This is a genomic window from Streptomyces sp. NPDC013317 (genome assembly GCF_055563155.1).
This window is the reverse complement of sequence record NZ_JBVHDX010000006.1, coordinates 371399-394440: the sequence shown is the minus strand read 5'-3', so window position 1 is coordinate 394440 and position 23042 is coordinate 371399. Positions and strand designations below refer to the sequence as shown.

At 70.9% G+C, this 23042-nt stretch carries 22 protein-coding genes and 1 rRNA gene; 17 read left to right on the top strand and 6 right to left on the bottom strand.

The genetic code is table 11. From position 1 onward, the window contains the following. The 9 genes from rrf to ACZ3IJ_RS19310 form a co-directional block, all read left to right on the top strand. A 5S ribosomal RNA gene (gene rrf, locus ACZ3IJ_RS19350) occupies window positions 1-95 on the top strand; the annotation flags it as partial. A 72-nt stretch (window positions 96-167) separates the two neighbouring features. Continuing rightward, on the top strand, window positions 168-815 hold the full coding sequence (locus tag ACZ3IJ_RS19345; protein ID WP_467469686.1) for an HAD family hydrolase: 648 nt from the start codon (window positions 168-170) through the stop codon (window positions 813-815). Between the two features lie 43 nt (window positions 816-858). Further along, window positions 859-2064 (top strand): MFS transporter, encoded by a 1206-nt coding sequence (locus tag ACZ3IJ_RS19340; RefSeq protein ID WP_467469685.1) that lies wholly within the window; start codon window positions 859-861, stop codon window positions 2062-2064. Further along, window positions 2033-3211 (top strand): acetoin utilization protein AcuC, encoded by a 1179-nt coding sequence (locus ACZ3IJ_RS19335; RefSeq protein ID WP_467469718.1) that lies wholly within the window; start codon window positions 2033-2035, stop codon window positions 3209-3211. The genes ACZ3IJ_RS19340 and ACZ3IJ_RS19335 overlap by 32 nt, the downstream gene beginning before the upstream one ends. Window positions 3212-3340: 129 nt before the next feature. Further along, entirely contained in the window at window positions 3341-4156 is an 816-nt protein-coding gene (locus ACZ3IJ_RS19330) for a phosphatase (RefSeq protein WP_467469683.1), read from the top strand. Between the two features lie 128 nt (window positions 4157-4284). Continuing rightward, a complete protein-coding gene (locus tag ACZ3IJ_RS19325) occupies window positions 4285-4494 on the top strand; it encodes a helix-turn-helix domain-containing protein (protein WP_158988220.1) in 210 nt (69 codons plus the stop codon). Window positions 4495-4614: 120 nt separating this feature from the next. Then, window positions 4615-4713 (top strand): 30S ribosomal protein bS22, encoded by a 99-nt coding sequence (locus ACZ3IJ_RS19320; RefSeq protein WP_003948845.1) that lies wholly within the window; start codon window positions 4615-4617, stop codon window positions 4711-4713. Window positions 4714-4907: 194 nt separating this feature from the next. Continuing rightward, window positions 4908-5948, top strand: coding sequence for an NAD-dependent epimerase/dehydratase family protein (locus ACZ3IJ_RS19315; RefSeq protein ID WP_467469681.1), 1041 nt, complete (start codon window positions 4908-4910; stop codon window positions 5946-5948). A 2-nt stretch (window positions 5949-5950) separates the two neighbouring features. Further along, window positions 5951-7042: a lysophospholipid acyltransferase family protein gene (locus ACZ3IJ_RS19310; protein ID WP_467469679.1), complete on the top strand. Its 1092-nt coding sequence runs from the start codon at window positions 5951-5953 to the stop codon at window positions 7040-7042. A 65-nt stretch (window positions 7043-7107) separates the two neighbouring features. On the opposite strand, the gene ACZ3IJ_RS19305 is transcribed toward ACZ3IJ_RS19310, so the two are convergent. The 3 genes from ACZ3IJ_RS19305 to ACZ3IJ_RS19295 all read right to left on the bottom strand — a co-directional run bounded on the left by ACZ3IJ_RS19305 (window position 7108) and on the right by ACZ3IJ_RS19295 (window position 10891). Continuing rightward, window positions 7108-8313: a DUF5667 domain-containing protein gene (locus ACZ3IJ_RS19305; protein ID WP_467469677.1), complete on the bottom strand. Its 1206-nt coding sequence runs from the start codon at window positions 8311-8313 to the stop codon at window positions 7108-7110. Between the two features lie 346 nt (window positions 8314-8659). Then, window positions 8660-9451 (bottom strand): ECF subfamily RNA polymerase sigma factor, BldN family, encoded by a 792-nt coding sequence (locus ACZ3IJ_RS19300; protein WP_137988687.1) that lies wholly within the window; start codon window positions 9449-9451, stop codon window positions 8660-8662. A 489-nt stretch (window positions 9452-9940) separates the two neighbouring features. Further along, complete coding sequence (locus ACZ3IJ_RS19295; protein WP_467469675.1) at window positions 9941-10891, bottom strand: HAD family hydrolase; 951 nt, start codon at window positions 10889-10891, stop codon at window positions 9941-9943. A 135-nt stretch (window positions 10892-11026) separates the two neighbouring features. Here ACZ3IJ_RS19295 and ACZ3IJ_RS19290 point away from each other — a divergent pair, with 135 nt between their 5' ends. The 6 genes from ACZ3IJ_RS19290 (at window position 11027) to hemB (ending at window position 17575) form a co-directional block, all read left to right on the top strand. Next, window positions 11027-11317 (top strand): glutaredoxin family protein, encoded by a 291-nt coding sequence (locus ACZ3IJ_RS19290; RefSeq protein ID WP_383178063.1) that lies wholly within the window; start codon window positions 11027-11029, stop codon window positions 11315-11317. Between the two features lie 272 nt (window positions 11318-11589). Then, on the top strand, window positions 11590-12381 hold the full coding sequence (locus tag ACZ3IJ_RS19285) for a redox-sensing transcriptional repressor Rex (RefSeq protein WP_467469672.1): 792 nt from the start codon (window positions 11590-11592) through the stop codon (window positions 12379-12381). Further along, entirely contained in the window at window positions 12378-13733 is a 1356-nt protein-coding gene (locus ACZ3IJ_RS19280; RefSeq protein WP_467469670.1) for a glutamyl-tRNA reductase, read from the top strand. Before ACZ3IJ_RS19285 ends, ACZ3IJ_RS19280 begins: the two co-directional genes overlap by 4 nt. Beyond that, complete coding sequence (gene hemC / locus ACZ3IJ_RS19275; RefSeq protein ID WP_467469668.1) at window positions 13730-14716, top strand: hydroxymethylbilane synthase; 987 nt, start codon at window positions 13730-13732, stop codon at window positions 14714-14716. Before ACZ3IJ_RS19280 ends, hemC begins: the two co-directional genes overlap by 4 nt. Next, on the top strand, window positions 14713-16383 hold the full coding sequence (locus ACZ3IJ_RS19270; RefSeq protein ID WP_361438144.1) for a bifunctional uroporphyrinogen-III C-methyltransferase/uroporphyrinogen-III synthase: 1671 nt from the start codon (window positions 14713-14715) through the stop codon (window positions 16381-16383). The genes hemC and ACZ3IJ_RS19270 overlap by 4 nt, the downstream gene beginning before the upstream one ends. 190 nt (window positions 16384-16573) lie before the next feature. Beyond that, a complete protein-coding gene (hemB, locus tag ACZ3IJ_RS19265) occupies window positions 16574-17575 on the top strand; it encodes a porphobilinogen synthase (RefSeq protein ID WP_467469666.1) in 1002 nt (333 codons plus the stop codon). A gap of 39 nt (window positions 17576-17614) precedes the next feature. Here the strand turns inward: hemB and ACZ3IJ_RS19260 are convergent, their stop codons facing one another. Further along, window positions 17615-18163, bottom strand: coding sequence for a hypothetical protein (locus ACZ3IJ_RS19260; RefSeq protein WP_467469664.1), 549 nt, complete (start codon window positions 18161-18163; stop codon window positions 17615-17617). 161 nt (window positions 18164-18324) lie between these two features. Here ACZ3IJ_RS19260 and ACZ3IJ_RS19255 point away from each other — a divergent pair, with 161 nt between their 5' ends. After that, window positions 18325-18594 (top strand): DUF1876 domain-containing protein, encoded by a 270-nt coding sequence (locus tag ACZ3IJ_RS19255; protein WP_467469716.1) that lies wholly within the window; start codon window positions 18325-18327, stop codon window positions 18592-18594. Window positions 18595-18604: 10 nt separating this feature from the next. Here ACZ3IJ_RS19255 and ACZ3IJ_RS19250 read toward each other — a convergent pair whose 3' ends face one another. Beyond that, the gene (locus tag ACZ3IJ_RS19250; protein ID WP_467469662.1) at window positions 18605-19336 is read right to left on the bottom strand and encodes a DUF4232 domain-containing protein; all 732 of its coding nucleotides are present in this window, start codon (window positions 19334-19336) and stop codon (window positions 18605-18607) included. 272 nt (window positions 19337-19608) lie between these two features. On the opposite strand from ACZ3IJ_RS19250, the gene ACZ3IJ_RS19245 reads away from it, so the two are divergent. Continuing rightward, window positions 19609-21072, top strand: a complete 1464-nt coding sequence (locus ACZ3IJ_RS19245; protein WP_467469660.1) for a helix-turn-helix domain-containing protein — start codon at window positions 19609-19611, stop codon at window positions 21070-21072. Between the two features lie 61 nt (window positions 21073-21133). On the opposite strand, the gene argS is transcribed toward ACZ3IJ_RS19245, so the two are convergent. Further along, on the bottom strand, window positions 21134-22894 hold the full coding sequence (argS, locus tag ACZ3IJ_RS19240) for an arginine--tRNA ligase (RefSeq protein WP_467469658.1): 1761 nt from the start codon (window positions 22892-22894) through the stop codon (window positions 21134-21136). Window positions 22895-23042 lie beyond the last annotated feature (148 nt).

Here is a 23042-nt window from a genome sequence, read left to right as displayed (position 1 = left end):
AAACGCCCGGTTACATTCCGAACCCGGAAGCTAAGCCTTTCAGCGCCGATGGTACTGCAGGGGGGACCCTGTGGGAGAGTAGGACGCCGCCGAACAATCATTGTGGGAAAGCCCCGCACCTCATGGTGCGGGGCTTTTCTGCGTTCACCCCCGATTATCGTGTGGGCATGCGCTATGAACTGATCGTCTTCGACAACGACGGTGTCCTCGTCGACAGTGAGCCCCTCGCCAACACCATCCTGGCCGGCTACCTCACCGAGCTCGGGCACCCCACCTCCTACGAGGACTCCCTGCGGGACTACATGGGCTCCGCCCTGCATCGCGTCCACGATCTGATCGGGGAGCGGACCGGACGACGGTTGCCCGTGGACTTCGACGAGACCCTGCACGCGCGTACGTTCGCCGCCTTCGAGCGGGAGTTGGTGGCAGTCGCCGGGGTCACCGACGTGCTGCAGCAGCTCGTCGCCCGTGAGGTTCCGTACTGTCTCGCCTCCTCCGGATCCCATGAGCGGATCCGGGTGGGGCACCGGAAGACCGGGCTCGACGTATGGTTCCGGGACGAGAACATCTTCAGCGCCGAGGACGTCGGCAGGGGCAAGCCGGAGCCCGATCTGTTCCTCCATGCCGCCGCTCGCATGGGGGTCCCGCCCGAGCGGTGTGTGGTCGTCGAGGACAGCCGGCTCGGGGTCCAGGCGGCGCTGGCCGCCGGGATGGACGTGTACGGGTTCGCCGCGATGACGCCCGAGGAGCGGCTCACCGGAGCCAACGGGTTCTTCCGGTCGATGGCCGAGCTGCCGCCGATTTTGGGTCTGTGATCCATCTACCCATGGGTAGGCCCGGGTCCTACGCTGTGCCGCCATGACGGATGCGCGTGTGCGGCGTGGGCGGGGAGCCCTGGCGGTCAGTTTCTTCGTGCAGGGAGTGACGTTCGCGCTCCTGGTGACCCGAATACCGGCCATCCAGGACCGGTACGGCATCTCCGACGGGCTGCTGCCCGTCTTCCTGGCCGCCGTGCCGATCCTCGCCGGTGTGTCCAGCGTGGCCACGGAGAAGGTGGTGGCCCGAGTGGGGCCGGGGACTGTGCTGCGGTGGGCGCAGCCGGTCGTCCTGCTGGCGCTGCTGGCCGTCGGCGCGGGCACGCGGCTGTGGCAGGTCGCCGTCGCCCTCGGGGTCTTCGGGCTCGCCGTCGGTGCGCTGGACGCGTCCATGAACATGCTCGGGGTGAGCCTCCAGCGGGCGTACGGGCGGTCCATCATGCTCGGGTTCCATGCCGCGTACAGCCTGGGCGGTATCGCCGGGGCCTCGCTGGCCTGGGCGGGGGCGCACTGGGATCTGCCGCTGCTCGTGTCGTACCTGCCGGTCGTCGCCGTGCTGCTGCCGGTGGCTCTCGTGGGGAGCCGCTGGTACACGCCGGGGGTCAGTCCCGGGGCCGAGGAGGCCAGGGAGGCCGGGGTGCGTGGGGGCGGGGTCTCCTTCGCGCTCCTGCTGCCGCTCTGTCTCGTGATGACCTTCGCGTACATCGGGGACTCGACGGTCTCCAACTGGAGTGCCAAGTACCTCCAGGACGTGCTCGGCAGTTCGGAGGAGCTGGCGACCGTGCCGTACAACGCCTATATGGTCACCACGCTCCTGGGGCGTGCGGTGGGCGACTTCGGGGTGCGGCGGCTGGGGGCGGCCACCGTCGTGCGGTGTGGCGCGGTCCTCGCCGCGCTGGGGTTCGCGCTGGTCGCGGTGGCGCCGGGGGCCTGGGTGGGGATGGCCGGGTTCACCGTCCTGGGGCTCGGGTTGAGCGTGGTGGTGCCGCAGACCTTTGCGGCCGCCGGGCGGCTCTTCCCCGACGCGAGCGACGCGGCGGTCGCGCGGCTGAACGTCTTCAACTACGTGGGGTTCCTGATCGGGTCCCCGTTGGTGGGGGCCCTCGGGGACGCCTGGAGCTATCGGGGGGCGATGCTCGTGCCGATGGTGCTGGTCCTGGTGACGGTGGCGTACGCCACGTCGTTCGGTTCTCGAGCGGCCCGATACGGTGGCGGGCATGAGCGGCCGCGCACTGTTGATGTGGGATGAAGCTGTCACGCAGTACGACTTCGGGTCCGAGCATCCGATGGATCCGGTACGGCTCGCGCTGACCATGGGCTTGGTGCGAGCGTACGAGCTCGACCGTGCCGTGGACGTGGTGGCGGCGAGGCCGGCCGGTGACTCGACGCTGCGTCTGGTGCACCGTGAGGACTATGTGTCGGCCGTGCGGGCGGCCTCGGCCGATCCGCGTCATGCGGACCAGTCGTACGGCCTGGGGACGGTCGACGATCCGGCGTTCGGGGGGATGCACGAGGCGTCGGCGCTGATCGCCGGGCAGTCGGTCGGGGCGGCGGAGGCGGTGTGGCGCGGTGAGGCGGCGCACGCGGTGAACTTCGCGGGTGGGCTGCATCACGCGATGCCGGGTGCGGCGTCGGGGTTCTGCATCTACAACGACGCGTCTCTGGCGATCGCCCGCCTTCTGGAGCTGGGCGCGGAGCGGGTCGCGTACGTGGATGTGGACGTCCACCACGGTGACGGGGTGCAGGCGGCGTTCTGGGAGGATCCGCGGGTTCTGACGATCTCGCTGCACGAGCATCCGCGGACGCTGTTCCCGCAGACCGGGTGGCCGGAGGAGACGGGTGCGTCGGGTGCCGCCGAGGGGTCCGCGGTGAACGTGGCGCTGCCGGCGGGGACCGGGGACGCCGGGTGGCTGCGGGCGTTCCACGCGGTCGTGCCCGAGCTGATCGCCGACTTCCGGCCGCAGGTGCTGGTGACGCAGCACGGTGCCGATACGCATTTCGAGGATCCGCTGGCGCATCTGGCGGTGTCGCTGGACGCGCAGCGGGCGGTGCAGGTGGCCTGTCATGAGCTCGCGCACGCGCATGTGGACGGGGGGAAGTGGGTCGCGCTGGGTGGTGGCGGCTACGCGGTGGTGGACGTCGTGCCGCGGTCGTGGACGCATCTGGTGGGGATCGCCGCGCACGCGGAGATCGAGCCCGAGTCGGTGATCCCTTCCTCGTGGCGTGACCTGGTCTACGCACGGACCCGGCAACCGGGGCCGATCCGGATGACGGACGGGCGCTGGCCGGTGGAGTGGCGGGAGTGGGAGCAGGGGTACGACCCGGCGGACCGGCTCGATCAGGCGGTGCTCGCGACGCGGCGGTCGGCGTTCCCGCTCCGGGGGCTGCTCGCGTAGTCGTACGTCCGCGAGGCATTCCTCAGGGACCTCTGGAGGTTGTCCGGGGACGGGCCGGTTGTTACGCCGACTGTGCGGTCTCCCTTGGGTTCTGGCCCCTCGTCACCTCCGCTCGGGCAGCATCGAGAGGTGCTGAGTACCGGGGCGCTGCGGGCGCATCTGTTGGCGGCGGGGTTGGCCGGGACCGTGGCGACCTCGCGTGAGGAGAGTCTGCGGAGCTATCGGCTCTTCGCGGCGCGGGATCCGCGGGTGATGCTGGGCCTCGACCCCGAATGGGGCTGGGGCGAGGGAGACTTGCTGCGGCTGATGGCGGACAAGTGCGGGGTGTCGCGGGATCCGTCGCACCGCTCGGGGCCTGATGTCATCGATCCGGAACGGACGTTGAGCGCGCTGGACGCCTTCGCCGGGCGGCTCGGCGAGGCGGCCGGCCGACGCGCTCCGGTGCTGTTCGGGACCGGTCATCCGCATCGGCTGCTCGGCTTCTACGGAGCGCTCGCAGACGCTTTGTCGGCGGCGGGATGTCTTGTTCTCACACCCGCGCAGGGGCGATGTGTCGACATAACGACCCGGTTCGGTCTACGCACGTACGTCCTCGACTACGCGCGGGGTGTCGCGCTGGTGCGAGAACCGGGTCTGCCGGGAACCGGGCGTGAAACGGGGGCGCACACCCACTCGCCGCTGCCGGTCAGGGCCGCACTGGAGGGGGTGGTGGAGGAAGGATGGCCGCTTCCGGAACTCGTCGTGGGGGACCACGGATGGGTCTGCGGTGCAGGTCAGCTGGGTATCGAGGCCATGGGGCTGGCCGATACGGACGATCCCGCGCTGTTCGTCGGAGAGGCGGAGGGGCAGGTCTCCGTAGCAGTTCCGCTCGATGACGGGGTCCGGTCCGATTACTACCGCCCGCTTACTCGCTATGTACTCAATCGAGCGTGTCTGTCACGGTAAACGGCCGATGGCTGCTCCTCTTCCCCACTCGTACCACACGCCCCTAGTCTGGAGCGTGAGCGCACAGCGACGCAGGGTCACCGGAGGGGAAGCCGGTGGGCGTCGTGTGCGGAAGGTACAGGTGGGTCATGGCTGCTGGCGATCGGCCTCTGAACGAGGTCAAGTTTCTTACCGTGGCGGAAGTCGCCTCGGTGATGCGAGTGTCGAAGATGACCGTGTACCGCTTGGTGCACAGCGGTCATCTGCCGGCGATCCGGGTGGGCAGGTCCTTCCGGGTCCCGGAACAGGCGGTTCACGAGTACCTCAGGGAGTCCTTCGTGGGGGTGGAGACGGCCTAGCCGAGGGCCCCGTACCCCTCGGATTACAACTGCGGCGCTCTGGCCGGTAGGCTAGGCCGACGTAGGTCGTGTGGGCCCAGACGCCCCGCACCGAGTGAGAAGAAGTGAGCGAGGGTAGTCGTGGGCTCTGTTATCAAGAAGCGGCGCAAGCGGATGGCCAAGAAGAAGCACCGCAAGCTGCTCAAGCGCACCCGCGTTCAGCGTCGCAACAAGAAGTAAGCGACGGCTGTAACGACGGCTGTTTGTGCGTCGAAGCGTGGCCCTTCACCGAAATCGGTGAGGGGCCACGTTTTTTTCGGCCGGTTCCACCCGGTTGCCCACGGCGGTCATCGCGGCGCAACAACGAAGCGCTACGGTGGCGCACAGGGCCCTGCGGGAGAACCCGGGGCCGAGAGCGACGGAAGGCGCTGATCTTGGGCAAGGTCGTGCTCGTCACCGGTGCGGCCCGGCACCTCGGAGGCCGATTCGTACGGCGTCTCCAACGGGACCCCGACGTGGACAGAGTGGTCGCCGTGGACGCCGTTCCACCGGCACACGACCTGGGCGGAGCCGGTTTCGTACGGGCGGACATCCGCCAGCCCGCCATCGCCAAGGTGCTCGCGGAGCACGAGGTGGACACGGTCGTCCACATGGACGTCACGGGTATCGCGCTGGGCGCCGGCGGCCGTGCCTCCACCAAGGAGACCAACGTCATCGGCACCATGCAGCTGCTGGGTGCCTGCCAGAAGTCGCCGCGGATCCGGCGCCTTGTGATCAAGTCCAGTACGAGCGTCTACGGCTCCGCGCCCCGCGACCCGGCCGTCTTCACCGAGACCACGCCGCCCAAGTCGCTGCCGAGCGGCGGCTTCGCCAAGGACGCCGTCGAGGTCGAGGGGTACGTACGGGGCTTCGCGCGGCGCCGCCCGGACGTGGCCGTCTGTGTCCTGCGGTTCGCGAACATCCTCGGGCCGCGGGTGGACTCGCCGCTCGCCGAGTATCTGTCCCTGCCGGTCATGCCGACCGTCTTCGGCTACGACCCGAGGCTGCAGTTCGTCCACGAGGACGACGTCGTCGACGTCCTGGAGCTCGCCTCGGGCGAGCCGCGCCGGGCGACGCTGAACAGCGGCACGTTCAACGTGGCCGGTGACGGTGTGCTGCTGCTGTCGCAGTGCGCGCGGCGGCTGGGGCGCCCGACGGTGCCCGTGCTGCTGCCCGCGGTCACCTGGGTGGGCTCGGCGCTGCGGACGGTCGGGGTGACCGACTTCTCGCCCGAGCAGATCCGGCTCCTCACCCACGGCCGGGTGGTCTCCACCGTTCAGATGCGCGAGACCCTCGGTTTCACCCCTCGGTTCACGACGGCCGAGACCTTCGCGGACTTCGTCCGCAGCCGAGGGCCGGGGCTGCTGCCGCCGGAGACGCTCGCGGGGGCCGTGGACCGGGTCGCGGCCCGGCTGGATCAGAAGGAGCCCAGGTAACGATGGCGGACGCCAAGGTCATTCCCTTCGACGACGACCGTTCACGGGCGCGCCGGCGGCCCGGCAGGGCGGCCAGGGACGCCGCCGTACGGGCTCTGCCGGGGCAGCAGGGGCTCGAGGACGCTCCGGGCCCCGCCGTGCCGGTGGATGCCGCGAAGAGCCCGAGAGCCGTGGAGGCCGTGGAGGCTTCCGACGGTGGCCCGGACGGCGCCGCGGACCGGTCGGAGGGCGCCTCGGGTGCGCAGGGGCGTCGGAGCGGGTGGGAGCGCAGGCTCGCGGGCGGGCTGTCCTTCCTGCGGCGGCGCGTGACCGGTGAGTACGAGGTCGACGAGTTCGGTTACGACGAGGAGCTCACCGACCAGGTCCTGATGTCGCTGGTGCGGCCGCTCGCGGAGAAGTACTTCCGTGTGGACGTGAAGGGCGTGGAGAACATCCCCGCCGAGGGTGGCGCTCTGGTGGTGGCGAACCACTCGGGGACGCTGCCGCTGGACGGTCTGATGATGCAGGTCGCCGTCCACGACCATCACCCGGCGCGCCGTCATCTGCGGTTGCTCGCGGCGGACCTGGTCTTCATGCTGCCGGTGATAAACGAGCTCGCCCGTAAGGCCGGGCACACGCTGGCGTGCGCGGAGGACGCGGAGCGGCTGCTGCGGTCCGGCGAGATCGTGGGTGTGATGCCGGAGGGGTTCAAGGGCATCGGGAAGCCGTTCAGCGAGCGGTACAAGCTGCAGCGCTTCGGCCGGGGCGGATTCGTGTCGACGGCGCTGCAGGCCGGTGTGCCGATCGTGCCGTGTTCGATCGTGGGGGCGGAGGAGATCTATCCGATGCTCGGGAACGCGAAGACGCTGGCGCGGGTGCTGGGCTTCCCGTACTTCCCGATCACACCGACGTTCCCCTGGCTGGGACCACTGGGCGCGGTGCCGCTGCCGACGAAGTGGACGATCCAGTTCGGTGAGCCGATCCCGACGGACGGCTATCCGCCGGAGGCGGCGGAGGACCCGATGCTGATGTTCAACCTGACGGACCAGGTCCGCGAGCAGATCCAGCACACGTTGTACAAGCTGCTGGTGCAGCGCAGGTCCGTGTTCTTCTGATCTGCCGGCCGTAGGTGTGTGGGGCGCCCCCTCCGGAGAGGGGGCGCCCTACACCCGTATCGGCGCTAGGGGGCGTCCTCGCTGTCGATGCCGAGACCGGGGAGCAGGCCCGGCAGCAGCGGCGGCAGCGTGACATCCGGCATGTCGGGTGTCGTGTGGCTGCCGGACGGCGTCGGGAGCGTCCCCGTCGACGGGTTGTCGAGCAGGCCGCCGGTGTTCCCGCCGAGCAGGCCGTCGTCCTGAGGGGAGCCCGTGCCCGAGCCGGAGCCCGAGGGCTGCGGCCGGGTGGAGCCCTCGCCGCCCGTGGAGGGGGCGGCCGGGGAGGACGGCGGACGCTGGGTGTGCGTACGCGGGGTGTCCTGCGGGGTGCCGGCGCCGCCGCTCTCGACGGCTCCCTTCTCCGGCGTGCGGGGGAGCATGCTCTGGAGCGGCTCGACCTCTTCGTCTATGGCGACGAAGACGTCGTTCACCTCCTTGCCGACGTCGCTGAGCTGGACGGGCAGCCGGTCGCGCAGGCCGTTCCAGGTGGAGCGGTGGGCCTGGGCGAAGGAGTTCAGCCGAGCCATCGGCCCGATCTCGCCGTCCCGTTCGTACGCCTGGCGCAGCAGTCGGTGGCCCTCGGAGGCGTCGTGCTTCATGCCGCCGAGGACGCGGCGGATCTCGCTGAGGGACTCGTGGTCGAGGTCGCCCGCGCGTCCTCGCTCCATGAGCCTGCGCGCCTCGCTGAGCCGCGTCGACGCCTGGTCCAGGAAGATCCCGCCCCGCTCGGAGTCGTCGTCGGCCATGCCGCGCTTGATGTCCTCCATCCCGCGCTTCAGCCCGTAGAGCGAGTCACCGGGGAGGGCGTCGGAGCTGGCAGCGGCCACACCGCTGAACGCTCCTGCGGCCACACCGACCGTGAGACCGCCCGCGGCGATGCCCTTCGACCAGCGGGAGCGGGGGCGCAGTTTCCGGAGCGGGGAGGCCCGGTGGGCTCCCCGCCCGCTCGACGTCCGTTGCTCCGGCACCGTAGGGCCCGCGGCTGCGCTCCCCTCCGCGAGCATCGCTTCCATGGCGGCGACGAGCTGCGCTCGTTGCACCACCTTGACCTCGGGGTCCATCTCCGGTCTCGGCAGCTCGCCGAGACCGTTCGCCAGGGCCAACAGCCGCCCCTGCTCCGCCGGTTCGGCCGACGCCTCGGGCTGCTCGGCCGTCGCGTCGTCGGGCGTCCGGTCAGCCAGGGCCTGGGCGAAGGCGTTCGCCCGCCGGTGCGCCGATACGTTCGCGATCACTGGCGGCACCTCCTCTCGTCATGACGGTCGACTCCCCGGGGTGTCCGGAAGGTTGCACGCCTTGAACACATCCACACGAAAGAGTGAGTGGCTGTGGGCATGGCGTGACCACAGGGAGCCTGCATTCCGCACAACGAGCGGCGCGGCACTTGGGTTACGCGCGAAAGATGATCGGACCAGTGCGTCATCGAGGCGTCACCGACTGTGAGTTGGACGGGGGTCGGGGGACGTGGGGGGAGTGGGGGGCGTGGGGGTGGGTGGGGACGGGCGGGGACGAAGCCGGGCGCGAGCCGTTGCGCGGGCGCGGGCGCGGCGGGCGGGGGCGCGTGTGGGGGGCGTGCAGCGGTCAGCGGGCGTCGTCCGGGAGGAGACGTGCGAGGGTGCGCACGGCCCGGTACTGGAGGGTCTTGATCGCGCCCTCGTTCTTGCCCATGACCCGGGCCGTCTCGGCGACCGACAGGCCCTGCAGGAAGCGCAGGGTCACGCACTCCTGCTGCTGGGGGTTGAGTCTGCGGACGGCGTCGAGCAGCGCGGCGTTGGAGAGGGACTCCAGGACGGAGTCCTCGGGGCTGCGCTCGACCTCGTTGGCGTCGAGCATCTCGCCGGTGGTCACCTCCAGCCGGAAGCGGCTGGACTTGAAGTGGTCGGCGACCAGGTTGCGGGCGATGGTGACCAGCCAGGCCCCGAAGTCGCGGCCCTGCCAGGTGAAGGTGGAGATCCGGCGCAGGGCGCGCAGGAACGTCTCGCTGGTGAGGTCCTCCGCCGTCGCCTTCCCGCCGACGCGGTAGTAGATGTAGCGGTAGACGGTGTCGCTGTACTGGTCGTACAGGCGGCCGAAGGCCTCGGCCTCGCCGGCTTGGGCGCGCTCGACCAGGTCCATCATGCGGGCGCTGTCGCTGTCGGCGGTGGGGCGGCGGGCGGCGGTCGAGGTTCCGGTGCCGCCGCGGCTGCCCCGTCTGCCGACAGCGGCACCGCTCTCGGCGAGGGCATAGCAGGGACCGGCGGGTGCCGGTGCGGCGAAGGCAAAGGCGGGGACAGGGCCGGCGTACGCGGTGGGGACGAAGCCGCGCAAGTGGTCGAGGACCGTTGCGCGCAGCGTAGCCAGGCCCGAGGCGTCAACCCCGACGTGTGGGTACACGGGACTCCCAGAGGCAGAGCTTCCATCACGTGCAGTGCGGGACCGTTCACTCGTCGTGGCGACGTGTGGGTTCCGTTGTGCGTCTGAGGAGAATAACGCTTCGTACAGGCAGCGCTACACCCAGTTGCTCAAATCATCGATTCCGTCGCATCCGTTACTACTTGCGGACGGGATTCTTAGCACTTGGTGACCGGTTGTTGATCAGTTGGCTTCCGAGTGTGACTGTGTGCACGCTCTGTTGTGGTCGAGTGCTAGGGCCGTGAGTGATCTGGGCCGCTGCTGGGTAGGGAGCCGCGAATGCCCCTGAGTCGACCTGCGCGGCGGTGTTCGACCACGTAAGGGTGAGGGCGGCGGTTCCCGCGTTGTCGCAGACGATCGCAGCCGAAACGTATCGGCAGGGGATGACGTGCCGTCGGTGCCGTCGTGTCGCGGCAGTGCGTTCGGTGGTGCCCGGTGTGTCGCGCGCGGCGACCGGTGCCGGGCGCCAGGTCAGCGGCGGCGGCGGTGCAGGGCCACGGCGGCGGCCGTGCCGCCCGCGAGCGCGCCGACCCCGGCAGCGGCGGGGATGCCGACCTTGGCGGCCTTGCGGCCCGTCCGGTAGTCGCGCAGCCGCCAGTCACGGGCCTTCGCGTGCTTGCGCAGCTTGGTGTCCGGGTTGATGGCGTAGGGATGGCCGACCAGCGAGAGCATCGGGATGTCGTTGTGCGAGTCGCTGTACGCCGCGCAGCGGTTCAGGTCCAGGCCCTCGGCCGAGGCCAGGGCGCGCACCGCCTCCGCCTTGGCGGGCCCGTGCAGGGGCTCGCCGACGAGCTTTCCGGTGTAGACGCCGTCGACGGACTCGGCGACCGTGCCGAGCGCGCCGGTGAGGCCGAGGCGCCGGGCGATGATCGTGGCGGTCTCGACGGGCGCGGCGGTGACGAGCCACACCTTCTGTCCGGCGTCGAGGTGGGCCTGGGCGAGTGCCCGCGTGCCGGGCCAGATGCGGTCGGCCATGTACTCGTCGTAGATCTCCTCGCCGATGGACATCAGCTCGGAGACGCGGTGGCCCTTGACGATGGACAGCGCGCTGTCGCGAGCGTCCTGCATGTGCTCGGGGTCCTCGACACCGGCGAGCCGGAACCAGGCCTGCTGCCAGGCGAAGCGGGCCAGTTCGCGGCGCTGGAAGAACTTCCGCTTGTACAGGCCGCGGCCGAAGTGGAAGATCGCGGCGCCCTGCATCACGGTGTTGTCGAGGTCGAAGAAGGCCGCGGCCTCGGCGTCGCCCGCGACGGGGAACTCGGGCTCGGCCGGCTGCTCGGGCTCGGCGCGCGCCGCCGTCTCCCGTTCCAGTTCGAGCTGTTGCGAGGTCTTGCGCGCCGCCTCGGCGGCGGCCTCGCCTGCCAGAACGCTGCGCGCGGTGGCGGAGCGCCTACGGGGGGTGAGCCATCCCATTGCGGCCATGTCGTGAGCATAGCCAGTCTGTTCGGTAGTTCCCGACGCGTCGGGATGCGGCGGCGTGAACACTCCGCGACTCTCCTGTTAAGCGGACATCGGGGGCAAGCTGGAGACAGGGGGCACGGCGCGGCGCGGCGCAGAATGGACGGCATGTTTGGACGAGCGAAGAAGAACACCTCCGCCGCTCCGGCCGCCGCGCGGACGGTGACGCTGATCGGCAAGCCGGGCTGTCATCTCTGCGACGATGCCCGTGCCGTGGTCGAGGCGGTCTGCGCCGAGACCGGAGCGAGCTGGGAGGAGAAGGACATCACCCAGGACGAGGAGCTCCACCGGGCGTACTGGGAGCAGATTCCGGTGGTCCTGGTCGACGGCGAGCAGCACACGTTCTGGCGTGTGGACGCCGGGCGGCTCAGGCGTGAACTGGGTGGCTGACGCGAAGACGGTTACCATCGTGGACGTTTTGTTGGGTTTCGGGGGCATGATCGTGAGGAGAGTGTGCGGTTTTGCCCCCTTCGGTTTCCCAACGGCTTGAGGCGCTCCGCGGTTCCGTCCTGGCGCGAACCGGTCGCGTGACCCCGGTCACTTTGGCCGGACAAAACGGACACCATCTTTGTGCACGCGTTCACAAAGACATAGCCTGCATTCGACGGGGCGGTCTTGGGACACACGGCCGCCTGCAGCCCCGCTCATCCCGCAGGAGCACCGTGGCAACTGGCCGAACTCACCGACCGGCGACCCGTAGCCGAGGAATTCCCGAGGCCACCGTCGCCCGCCTTCCGCTGTATCTGCGTGCGCTCACCGCACTGTCGGAGCGCTCCGTACCCACGGTCTCCTCCGAGGAGCTCGCGGCCGCCGCGGGCGTCAACTCCGCGAAGCTGCGCAAGGACTTCAGCTACCTCGGTTCCTACGGCACGCGGGGCGTCGGCTACGACGTCGAGTACCTCGTCTACCAGATCTCCCGTGAGCTCGGCCTGACGCAGGACTGGCCCGTCGTCATCGTCGGTATCGGTAACCTCGGCGCCGCGCTCGCCGGCTACGGCGGCTTCGCCTCCCGTGGCTTCCGGGTCGCCGCGCTCATCGACGCCGACCCCGCCATGACCGGCAAGCCGGTCGCCGGGATCCCCGTCCAGCACAGTGACGACCTCGAGAAGATCATCGAGGAGGACGGCGTCTCGATCGGCGTCATCGCGACCCCCGCGGGCGTCGCCCAGCAGGTCTGCGACCGGCTCGTGGCAGCCGGCGTGACCTCGATCCTGAACTTCGCCCCGACCGTGCTCTCCGTGCCCGACGGCGTGGACGTGCGCAAGGTCGACCTCTCCATCGAGCTGCAGATCCTCGCCTTCCACGAGCAGCGCAAGGCGGGCGAGGAGGCGGAGACCGAGGCCACCGCCGTACAGGCGCCGCCCGTGCCGCTCGGCTCGACGGGCGAGACCGCGGCCAAGGGCACCGGCCGCAAGGGACCCGACGGGGACGTCCCCGCCGTGATGCCGGCATGAGTCTCCTCGTCGTCGGCCTCAGCCACCGCAGCGCTCCGGTCAGCGTCCTGGAGCGGGCCTCGCTCGCCTCGGACACCCAGGCCAAGCTGCTGCAGGACACCCTCGCCGCCGAACCGGCCGCCGAGGGCGCGGTCCTGGCCACCTGCAACCGGATCGAGCTCTACGCCGACGTGGACAAGTTCCACGCCGGTGTCGCCGAGCTGTCCACGCTCCTCGCCCAGCACAGCGGCGTCGGGCTGGAGGAGCTCACTCCCTATCTCTACGTGCACTACGAGGACCGGGCCGTCCACCACCTCTTCTCGGTGGCCTGCGGGCTCGACTCCATGGTCGTCGGCGAGGGCCAGATCCTCGGCCAGATCAAGGACGCGCTCGCGCTCGGCCAGGACCTGCACACCGCCGGCCGCCTCCTCAACGACCTGTTCCAGCAGGCGCTGCGGGTCGGCAAGCGCGCCCACAGCGAGACCGGGATCGACCGGGCCGGGCAGTCGCTCGTCACGTTCGGCTTGGAGCAGCTCGCGGAGGGCGCGGACGTCGACGGCTGGGCTGCGGGCAAGCGGGCCCTGGTGATCGGCGCCGGCTCGATGTCCTCGCTGGCCGCGGCCACCCTGGCGCGCTCCGGCGTCGCCGAGATCGTGATCGCCAACCGTACGGCCGCGCGCGCGGAGCGGCTGGTGCAGATCCTCACCGAGCCCGGCGGTACGGGCGTGGCCGCACGCGCGGTCGAGATGGTTGCCGTCGGCGACGAACTGACACGTGCCGACATCGTCGTCTCCTGCACCGGAGCCACCGGACTCGTCCTGACCGGCGAGGCCGTCGAGACCGCGATGGCGGGCCGTACGGCCCCGCTCGCTCTGCTCGACCTCGCCATGCCGCGCGACATCGACGCCGCCGCCCACCGCACGCCGGGCGTCCGGCTCGTCGACATCGAGTCGCTCGCCGAGGCCTCCGCCGACGCCCCCATGGCCGCCGACGTCGACCAGGTGCGCTCCATCGTCTCCGATGAGGTGGCCGCCTTCGGCGCCGCCCAGCGCGCCGCGCACATCACCCCGACCGTGGTCGCCCTGCGCACCATGGCCGCCGACGTCGTCGCGGGCGAGGTGGCACGGCTGGAGGGCCGGCTGCCCGGCCTCGACGACAAGCAGCGCGCCGAGATCACCCAGACCGTGCGCCGGGTGGTCGACAAGCTCCTGCACGCGCCCACCGTGCGGGTCAAGCAGCTGGCCAGCGAGCCCGGCGGCGCCGGGTACGCCGACGCGCTGCGGACACTCTTCGACCTCGACCCGGAGACGGTCGCCTCCGTCTCCCGGGCCGACCTGAATGACGCCGACGTCAAGAACCGAGGGCGAGTATGACCGAGAGGGCACTGAGGCTCGGGACCAGGCGCAGCAAGCTCGCCATGGCCCAGTCCGGGCATGTGGCCGACGCCGTCCGGCGGACGACCGGCCGGCCCGTCGAGCTCGTGGAGATCACGACGTACGGGGACGTCTCCCGTGAGCACCTCGCACAGATCGGCGGCACCGGCGTGTTCGTCGCCGCTCTGCGCGACGCGCTCCTGGCCGGCGAGGTGGACTTCGCCGTCCACTCCCTGAAGGACCTGCCGACCGCGCAGCACCCCGACCTCGTGCTGGCCGCCATCCCGGAGCGCGAGGACCCGCGTGACGTGCTGGTCGCCCGCGAGGGAGTGACGCTGGACCGGCTGCCCCAGGGCGCCCGGATCGGCACCGGCTCGCCGCGTCGCACCGCCCAGCTCAACGCGTACGCGCGCAGCCACGGGCTGGCCATCGAGACCGTGCCGATCCGCGGGAACATCGACACCCGCGTCGGATACGTACGTGGCGGAGAGCTGGACGCGGTGGTTCTCGCCGCGGCCGGCCTCAACCGCATCGGCGGGACGGCGGAGCTCACCGGCTCCCTGTCGCTCGACCACCTGTCGGTCGACTCCGTCCTGCCCGCCCCCGGCCAGGGGGCACTGGCGATCGAGTGCCTGGCGTCCAACGCCGACCTCGTCGCCGCGCTCGCCGCGCACGACGACCCGCCCACCCGGGCCGCCGTGACCGCCGAGCGCTCCCTGCTCGCCGCCCTGGAGGCCGGCTGCTCCGCACCCGTGGGTGCGCTGGCCGACCTGCTGGCCGAGGATTCCGGCCGCGGGCAGACTGTCACCGAAATGCGCCTGCGCGGCGTCGTCGGCACCACCGACGGCTCGACGCTGGTGCAGCTGTCCACCACCGGTCCCGTACCCGCGTCGCACGACGAGGCGATGGCGCTCGGACGCGAACTCGCGGACGAGATGCTCGCCAAGGGTGCGGCCGGTCTTATGGGGGAGCGAGCACTTTGAGCCCCACCAGCCCGACCACCAGCCCCGCGCCCTCGGCCTTCTTCGGCCACGGGAGCGTCACCTTCCTCGGCGCCGGTCCAGGCGACCCCGGACTGCTGACACTCCGGGCCGTCGAAGCCCTCGCCGGCGCGGACGTACTGATCGCCGAGCCGGAGGTGCTCGAAGTCGTCCGGTGCCATGCGCGCGCGGGCGTGAGCACGCCTGAGCTGACGATTGTTGACGAGGCGTCAACAACCGCCGGTGTCCCCGTGTTGAGGGATGCCACCAATCTTGTCATGGAGGCCGCACGGGGCGGCAAGCGGGTCGTCCGTGCGGTGACCGGCGACCCCGGCCTCGACGGAAACGCAGGTCAGGAGATGCTCGCCTGCGCCGCCGAGGGCATCCCCTTCGAGGTCGTGCCCGGTGTCGCCACGGCGGTGGGCGTACCCGCGTACGCCGGTGTCCCGTTGCGCGACGCGCAGGGCACCGATGTGCGCTTCGTCGACGCCCGGACCGCCGACGACCGCTGCTGGACCGAGGTCGGAGCCTCGGACGGCACCGTGGTCGTGTCCACCTCGCTGGACGCGGTGGCGGCGGCGGCCGGTGAGCTGGTGGCGGCTGGCCGTAAGCCGGACACCCCGCTCACCGTGACGATCGGCGGCACGACGACCAGGCAGCGGACCTGGACCGCGACGCTCGGCACGATCGCGCAGGTCTTCAAGCAGGGGAAGATCCTCCCCTCGCCCGAGGGCCACCGGCCGGTCATAGCCGTGGTCGGCGAGCGCAGCGCCCCGGCGCAGCGGGACCAGCTGGCGTGGTTCGAGTCCAAGCCGCTCTTCGGCTGGCGGGTCCTCGTGCCGCGCACCAAGGAGCAGGCCGCGTCGCTCTCCGACCAGCTGCGTTCGTACGGTGCGGTGCCGCACGAGGTGCCGACCATCGCCGTCGAGCCGCCGCGGACCCCGCAGCAGATGGAGCGGGCCGTCAAGGGCCTGGTGACCGGACGCTACGAGTGGATCGCCTTCACGTCGGTCAACGCGGTGAAGGCGGTGCGGGAGAAGTTCGAGGAGTACGGGCTCGACGCGCGTGCCTTCGCCGGGATCAAGGTCGCGGCGGTGGGCGAGCAGACCGCCGCGGCGCTCGTCGACTTCGGTGTGAAGCCGGACCTGGTGCCGAGCGGTGAGCAGAGCGCCGCCGGCCTCCTGGAGGACTGGCCGCCGTACGACCCGGTCTTCGACCCGATCGACCGCGTCTTCCTGCCGCGGGCGGACATCGCGACGGAGACCCTGGTCGCGGGTCTGATCGAGCTCGGGTGGGAGGTCGACGACGTCACCGCCTACCGGACGGTGCGCGCGTCGCCGCCGCCGGCGGACACGCGTGAGGCGATCAAGGGCGGCGGTTTCGACGCCGTGCTGTTCACCTCGTCCTCGACCGTGCGGAACCTGGTGGGGATCGCCGGGAAGCCGCACAACGTGACGGTCATCGCCTGTATCGGTCCGGCGACCGCGAAGACCGCCGAGGAGCACGGGCTGCGGGTGGACGTGCTCTCGCCCGAGCCGTCGGTGCACAAGCTCGCGGAGGCGCTGGCGGACTTCGGTCTGCGGCGGCGGGCGGCGGCGCTGGAGGCGGGGGACCCGGTGACGCGGCCCTCGGAGCGCCGGCCGGGCGCGCGGAGGCGTCGGACGACGTAGTCGCCGTCGTGTTGCGCACGGGGTGCGGGGCCTTGTCCGGGTCCCGCACCCCGGTGCGTTGTCGGGGGCTCGGGCAGCCGCGGGGATCGCGGGTGGGCACGAGGGAGTCCTTGCTCGCGGCGCGGTGGCGGGGTGTATGCCCACAGGCGGTCGGTAAGTGCATCGGTCCAGTCGGCGTAGCCTCGGGCGTATGAACTCGTACGGAACCTTTCCCGGGGCGCGGCCGCGGCGGCTGCGGACGACGCCCGCGATGCGCCGGATGGTGGCCGAGACGCGGCTGAGCCCGGCCGATCTGATCCTTCCCGCGTTCGTGCGCGAGGGGATCACCGAGCCGCGGCCGATCGCCGCGATGCCCGGCGTGGTGCAGCACTCGCGGGACACCCTGCGGAAGGCGGCCGTGGAGGCGCTGGAGGCCGGGGTCTCCGGGATCATGCTCTTCGGTGTGCCGGAGGACGCGAAGAAGGACGGCGCGGGGACCGCGGGCACGGACCCGGACGGGATCCTGCAGGTCGCGATCCGGGACGTGAAGGCGGAGGTCGGCGACGACCTCGTCATCATGTCGGACCTGTGCCTGGACGAGTACACCGACCACGGGCACTGCGGTGTCCTGGACGAGCACGGGCGGGTCGACAACGACGCGACGCTGGAGCGGTACGCCGAGATGGCCCAGGTCCAGGCCGACGCCGGCGTCCACGTCGTGGGGCCGTCCGGGATGATGGACGGCCAGGTCGGGGTGGTCCGTGACGCGCTGGACACCATCGGCAAGGAGGACGTGTCGATCCTCGCGTACACCGCGAAGTACTCCTCCGCCTTCTACGGGCCCTTCCGCGAGGCCGTCGGCTCGTCGCTGCAGGGCGACCGCAAGACGTACCAGCAGGATCCGGCCAACCTCCGTGAGTCGCTGCGGGAGTTGGCGCTCGACCTGGAGGAGGGGGCCGACATGGTGATGGTGAAGCCCGCGGGCCCCTACCTGGACGTGCTGGCGAAGGTCGCGGACGCCGTGGACGTGCCCGTCGCCGCGTACCAGATCAGCGGGGAGTACGCGATGGTCGAGGCGGCGGCCGAGAAGGGCTGGATCGACCGCGACAGGGCCATCTTCGAGACGCTGACCGGGATCAGGCGCGCGGGCGCGCAGATGATCCTGACCTACTGGGCGACCGAGGTCGCCCAGAAGCTGGGCCGCGGCGTCTGACGCCGGACGGACGGGCTTCCCGGCCGGCTCCGGGCCGGACTACCGTGCGGCTCCTCGCACGACGCCCCGACAGGGACGGAACCGCAGGACGGTTCCGTCCCCTTCGTCTTCGTGGGCCGTGAGGACATGGACGCTCCTGCCGTCGGCCGCCCGGTGGACGTACTGCGCGACGCCGTCCTCGGACGCGCCCGTGCTGAGGCTGCGTATCGGCGCGTCCCGCAGCCTCACCGTGCGGTCGTGGGTGTAGCGGCCGGGCGGGCCGACCGTGATGAGGGACCGGATGCGGCCGGCGATGGCCAGCTGGTTGGCGGGATCCGCGGAGAAGGCCAGGTGGGCGGCGGAGTCGGCCCACTGGGCGTAGTTGAGGATCGTGCGGCCGTCGGAGCCCGCCAGGCAGTGGCGTGCGAGGAAGGTGTCCGGAAGCTCGGCCTGCGCCCAGACGTCCACGACCGCGTCCATCACGAAGCGCTGCCGTTCGGCGTCCTCCGTGAGCCACTCGGAGATCAGGACGAGGCCCGCGTCCGGCCGGCCGAAGAGAGGGATCGCGTCGGTCTCCACGAGCCCCGCGGGAGCTAATTCGTTAGTCATGACTAACAGTTTGCCCAGATGCCACCGAACGCGCAAACGAATTAACGGACGGTGATCATCTCGGTCGGCCGTGACAACCCGCGTGCCGTGTGCTCAGGGCCGGTTGGTGAGGACGGGCCGCGCGGCGCACCCTGGAAGTACCTCAGGAGGTGGTCCTCATGATGCACACGCTCGTCGGATGGCACATCGAGATGGAGTTCCAGGAGGACGGCGACCGGACGAGGTCGGCCGCCATGGTGCGCCTCGGTGACGGAACCGAGTTCCGCGCCCAGGGCAACGCCCACAGGCACCCGTCCGACCCGGAGCAGCTGCGGGTGGGCGAGGAGATCGCGGGCGCCCGCGCACTCATGGATCTCGCCTCGCAGCTGCTCCAGAAGGCACACACCGAGATCGACGAGGTGTCCGGGAGGACCTCCCGCCCGATCCGCTGAACCGGCGGGCTCAGAAGGTCAGAGCCTGGTCCATCTCGCGCTGCCAGTACGTGACGGTGGCGTCGTCGTCGGCGTACGTGCCGCTCGGCGCCGCCACCGTCCTGCCACTGCCCACGGATCCGCCCGAACCATCGCCCCGGGCGAAGTGGACAGACACGTTCCGCACGGTGCGGCCGTGCGCGTCGGGGTCGACGCCCCGCTCGCCCGTGAGGATGACCGAGGCGTACGCCGAGGCGCCGGGGGTGAGGGAGACGACGGCCTGGGGGCGCGACTCCTCGAGGGTGCCGAGGGGGGCCTGGGCGTCGTCGAAGCCGACGAACGGTGCGCCGTAGGCGTTGCAGGCACGGCTGCCGGTGTTGGTGACGGTCAGCAGCAGGTGGTTGACGGGACGGGACACCTTGCTCACGACGACCTTGGTCGTGGCACCGGTGCAGGCCGTGGTGACCGGGCCGTCGTCCTTGGCTCCGCTCGTGGGCCTCGTCCCCTGCCGCGACGACGGCTGGTTCCCCTTCTGCGGCTGACGCGAGGACGGGGCCGAGGCCGGGGCGGCCGACGGCGACGTCCCGTTCGGCTCGGTGGACGGCTCAGGCGCCGGAGCCCGCACGGCCGATGTCGTCCCCCCGGACGACTGCGCGGAGGCCGAGTCGGCGGACTCCGCGCCGTCCCCCGCGCAGGCGGTGAGCGACAGCGCGGCGACCAGGGCGGTCGCGGCGGTCGTGGCGGCGCGAATGGTGATGCGCATGGGTGTTCCCCCGTGAAGTGCGATGAACGGCTTGATCAGTGACGGTTGATCAGCACGATGGCGATGGCGGTGCACACGATCAGCACCGCGAGGGCCACGGCGTCCGTGGCTCGGCTGTTCGGCATGGCTCATACCCTGCGGGCCGATGCGTTCCGTCTGCAATCGGCACGGGACAATGGGGGAAGCTGGAACGCACGCACCTACCTGACCTGGGGAAACAAGGCTTCCCTGGAACGCGTTCCTGGGACGGCGAGACGAGGGGGACGGGGCGGGTGGCAACGGAGACGGGCGGTTTCGCGGAGCTCGTACGGGGACTGAAGGAGCGATCCGGGCTCAGCTACGGGGCGTTGGCCAAGAAGCTGCACGTGAGCACGTCGACGCTGCACCGGTACTGCAACGGGGACGCGGTCCCGACGGAGTTCGCCCCCGTGGAGCGGCTCGGGCGGCTGTGCGGGGCCACACGCGAGGAGTTGATCGCGCTCCACCGCAGCTGGATCGTGGCCGACGACGCGAGAAGGCGGCGGACCCTTCCGGAGCCGGCGTCTCCGGTCGCCTCGCCGGCCGAGACGACGGACGACGTGACCGCCACTGCGGCGGCGCCTGCAGCGGCGGCCCCCGTCGAACACGTCGAGTCCGAAGTGCCGGTGGAGCGTGGCGAGTCGGCGGAGCCTGCCGGGCCCGTCGGGCCTGGCGAGTCGGCCGAGCCGGTTGCCTCCGCCGGGCCGGCCGAGACCGGCGTGGCCGCGCCTGAGGGCGTCGAGCCCGGGAAGGACCCGGCCGAGCCCCTCGTCACCGTCAGAGCACCCTCCACGGCCGTCCCCCGGTCCCGCAAGCGGCTGCGGATCGCGCTCGCGGCGGCCGCCGTCGTCGCGCTCGCCGTACCCGTCGCGTACGGCATCGGGCGGTCGGACTCCGTGAAGCCCACCGGTGACGCGGGCAAGGGCGGGCGCGTCGCAGCCGCTTCCTCCACGGCGCCCGGCGTGACCGTCTCCCCGAGCGGCTCGCCGTCCGCCGCGTCCCCGTCCGCCTCCACGCCCCCCGTCTCGGCCGAGCCGTCGGGCGCATCCGCGACTCCGAGCCGCGTGCAGGGCAGCTCGGCGCCCGGCGGCAAGGGTGCCGGAACGCCCGTGCGGGCCGGCATCAGCTCGTACAACTGGACGGGACCCTGCGGGCAGCACTACCTGCTCGACCGCCGGCCCGACCAGGTCCCGCCGCCGCCGATGCAGGAGCAGTCCCGCCGCTGGGCGGCGTCTTTCGACGGGGTCGACGCCGGGCACATGTACCTGGAGCTCACCACCACCGGCCGTACCGACGCCGCCGTGGTCATCACCGGCCTCCACGTACGGGTGGTGGAGCGCGGCGAGCCCCTCGACCGGACGGTCTACTCCATGGGAGAGGGCTGCGGCGGCGGCGTCACGCCCCAGACCTTCGACATCGACCTCGACGCGGCGCAGCCGTCAGCCAGGCCCATCGCGGGCCAGGACGGCGACCGGACGGTCCCCGCCAAGGACTTCCCGTTCAAGGTGTCCACGAGCGACCCGCAGGTCTTCAACCTCGACGTGCACACCGAGGGGCATGTCGTGACGTGGTACCTGGAGCTGGAATGGAGCGACGGCGAACAGCACGGCAAGGTCGTCGTCGACGACGGCGGCAAGCCCTTCAAGACCAGTGCGATGGAGGGCGAGAAGCGCTACGGCTACCGGTACGACACGGACGAGTGGGCCCTGCTGGAGTGAGCGAAGGCCCCGGCACCGTACGGATACGGTGCCGGGGCCTTCGTCGTACGGCGGCGCGTCGTCAGAGGCGCTCGGGCGTCCGGATGCCCAGCAGGGCCATGCCCTGGTGCAGCGTCCGGGCCGTCAGGTCGCAGATGAACAGACGGTTCTCCGCGACCTCCTGCGGCGGCTCGGGCTTGATGACCGGGCACTGGTCGTAGAACGTCGTGTACAGCGACGCCAGCTGGTACAGGTACGCGGCGAGCTTGTGCGGGGCGTACTCGGCGGCGGCCTCGGCCACCGTCTCGCCGAACTGGTCCAGGTGCAGGCCGAGCGCACGCTCCGCCGGGGCCAGCTCCAGCTCGGGATGGGCGACCGGAGTGCGGTCACCGGCCTTGCCGAAGATCGACTTGATACGCGCGTACGCGTACTGGAGGTACACCGACGTGTCGCCGTTCAGCGACACCATCTGGTCCAGGTCGAACTTGTAGTCCCGCGCCGCCGAGGTCGACAGGTCCGCGTACTTCACCGCGCCGATGCCGACCTGGGCACCCCGCTCGGCGATCTCGTCCTCGGTCAGGTCGCGCGCCTTCTCGCGGACCACGGACGCGGCCCGGTCGATCGCCTCGTCCAGCAGGTCCACCAGCCGGACCGTCTCGCCCTCACGGGTCTTGAACGGCTTCCCGTCCTTGCCGAGCACCGTGCCGAAGGCGAGCTGGACGGCCTTCACGTCCTCGTTCAGCCAGCCGGCCCGGCGGGCGGTCTCGAAGACCATCTTGAAGTGGAGGGACTGCCGGGCGTCGACCACGTACAGCAGGGACGTCGCCTTCAGGTTCTGCACCCGGTCCCGGATCGCCGACAGGTCCGTCGCCGCATAGCCGAAACCGCCGTCGGACTTCTGGACGATCAGCGGCGTCGGGTTGCCGTCCGGGCCCTTGACATCGTCGAAGAAGACACAGAGCGCGCCGTTGGAACGGACCGCGACGCCGGACTCCTCCAGGATGCGGCAGGTCTCGGTCAGCATGTCGTTGTACCCGGACTCGCCGACGATGTCGGGGTCGCGGATGTCCATGTCCAGCTTCTCGAAGACGGAGAAGAAGTAGATCTTCGACTCGTCGACGAACTTCTGCCACATGGCCAGCGTCTGCGGGTCACCGGCCTGGAGGTCGACCACCCGGCGGCGCGCCCGCGTCTTGAACTCCTCGTCGGAGTCGAAGAACTTCCGCGCGGCCTTGTAGAGCCGGTCGAGGTTCGACATCGCCTCTTCGCCGGACACCTGCGCGTCCTTGTGGTCCAGCTCGTGCGGGTGCTCCTCCAGGTACTGGATGAGCATGCCGAACTGGGTGCCCCAGTCGCCGATGTGATGGCGGCGGACCACCTTCTCGCCCGTGAACTCCAGGATCTCCACCATCGCGGCGCCGATCACGGCGGAGCGGAGGTGGCCGACGTGCATCTCCTTGGCCACGTTCGGCTGGGCGTAGTCGATCACCGTCGTGCCCGCGTCCTGCGCGAACGGCACGCCGAGGCGGTCGTCGGCGGCGCGCGCGGCGAGGGTCCTGACGATCGCCTCGTCGGTGACCGTGATGTTCAGGAAGCCGGGGCCCGAGACCTCGATCTCCTTCAGCACGTCGTTCGCCGGGATGCCGTCGACGACCTTCGTCGCCAGCTCACGCGGATTGCCCTTGAGCTGCTTGGCGAGCGCCAGGATGCCGTTGGCCTGGAAGTCGGCCCGGTCGCTTCGTCGCAGCAGCGGGTCGGCGGAACCGGCCTCCGGCAGGGCTGCCGCGAGACCTTCCGCGAGACGCTGCTGCACGGTCGAAGCGAGGGAAGGGACCGAGGCCATGAGCTTCCGTTCCTGTCGGTGGTTCAGTGGTGGGCTTTATCGCTTGTCAAGTGTCCCATGGGCGGGCAACGTGTTTTCTCCCTGTGGACAACTCCAGCGCTGTGGACAACCTCGGAGTGGACTGTTCCGTCTGGGAGAATGACTGACG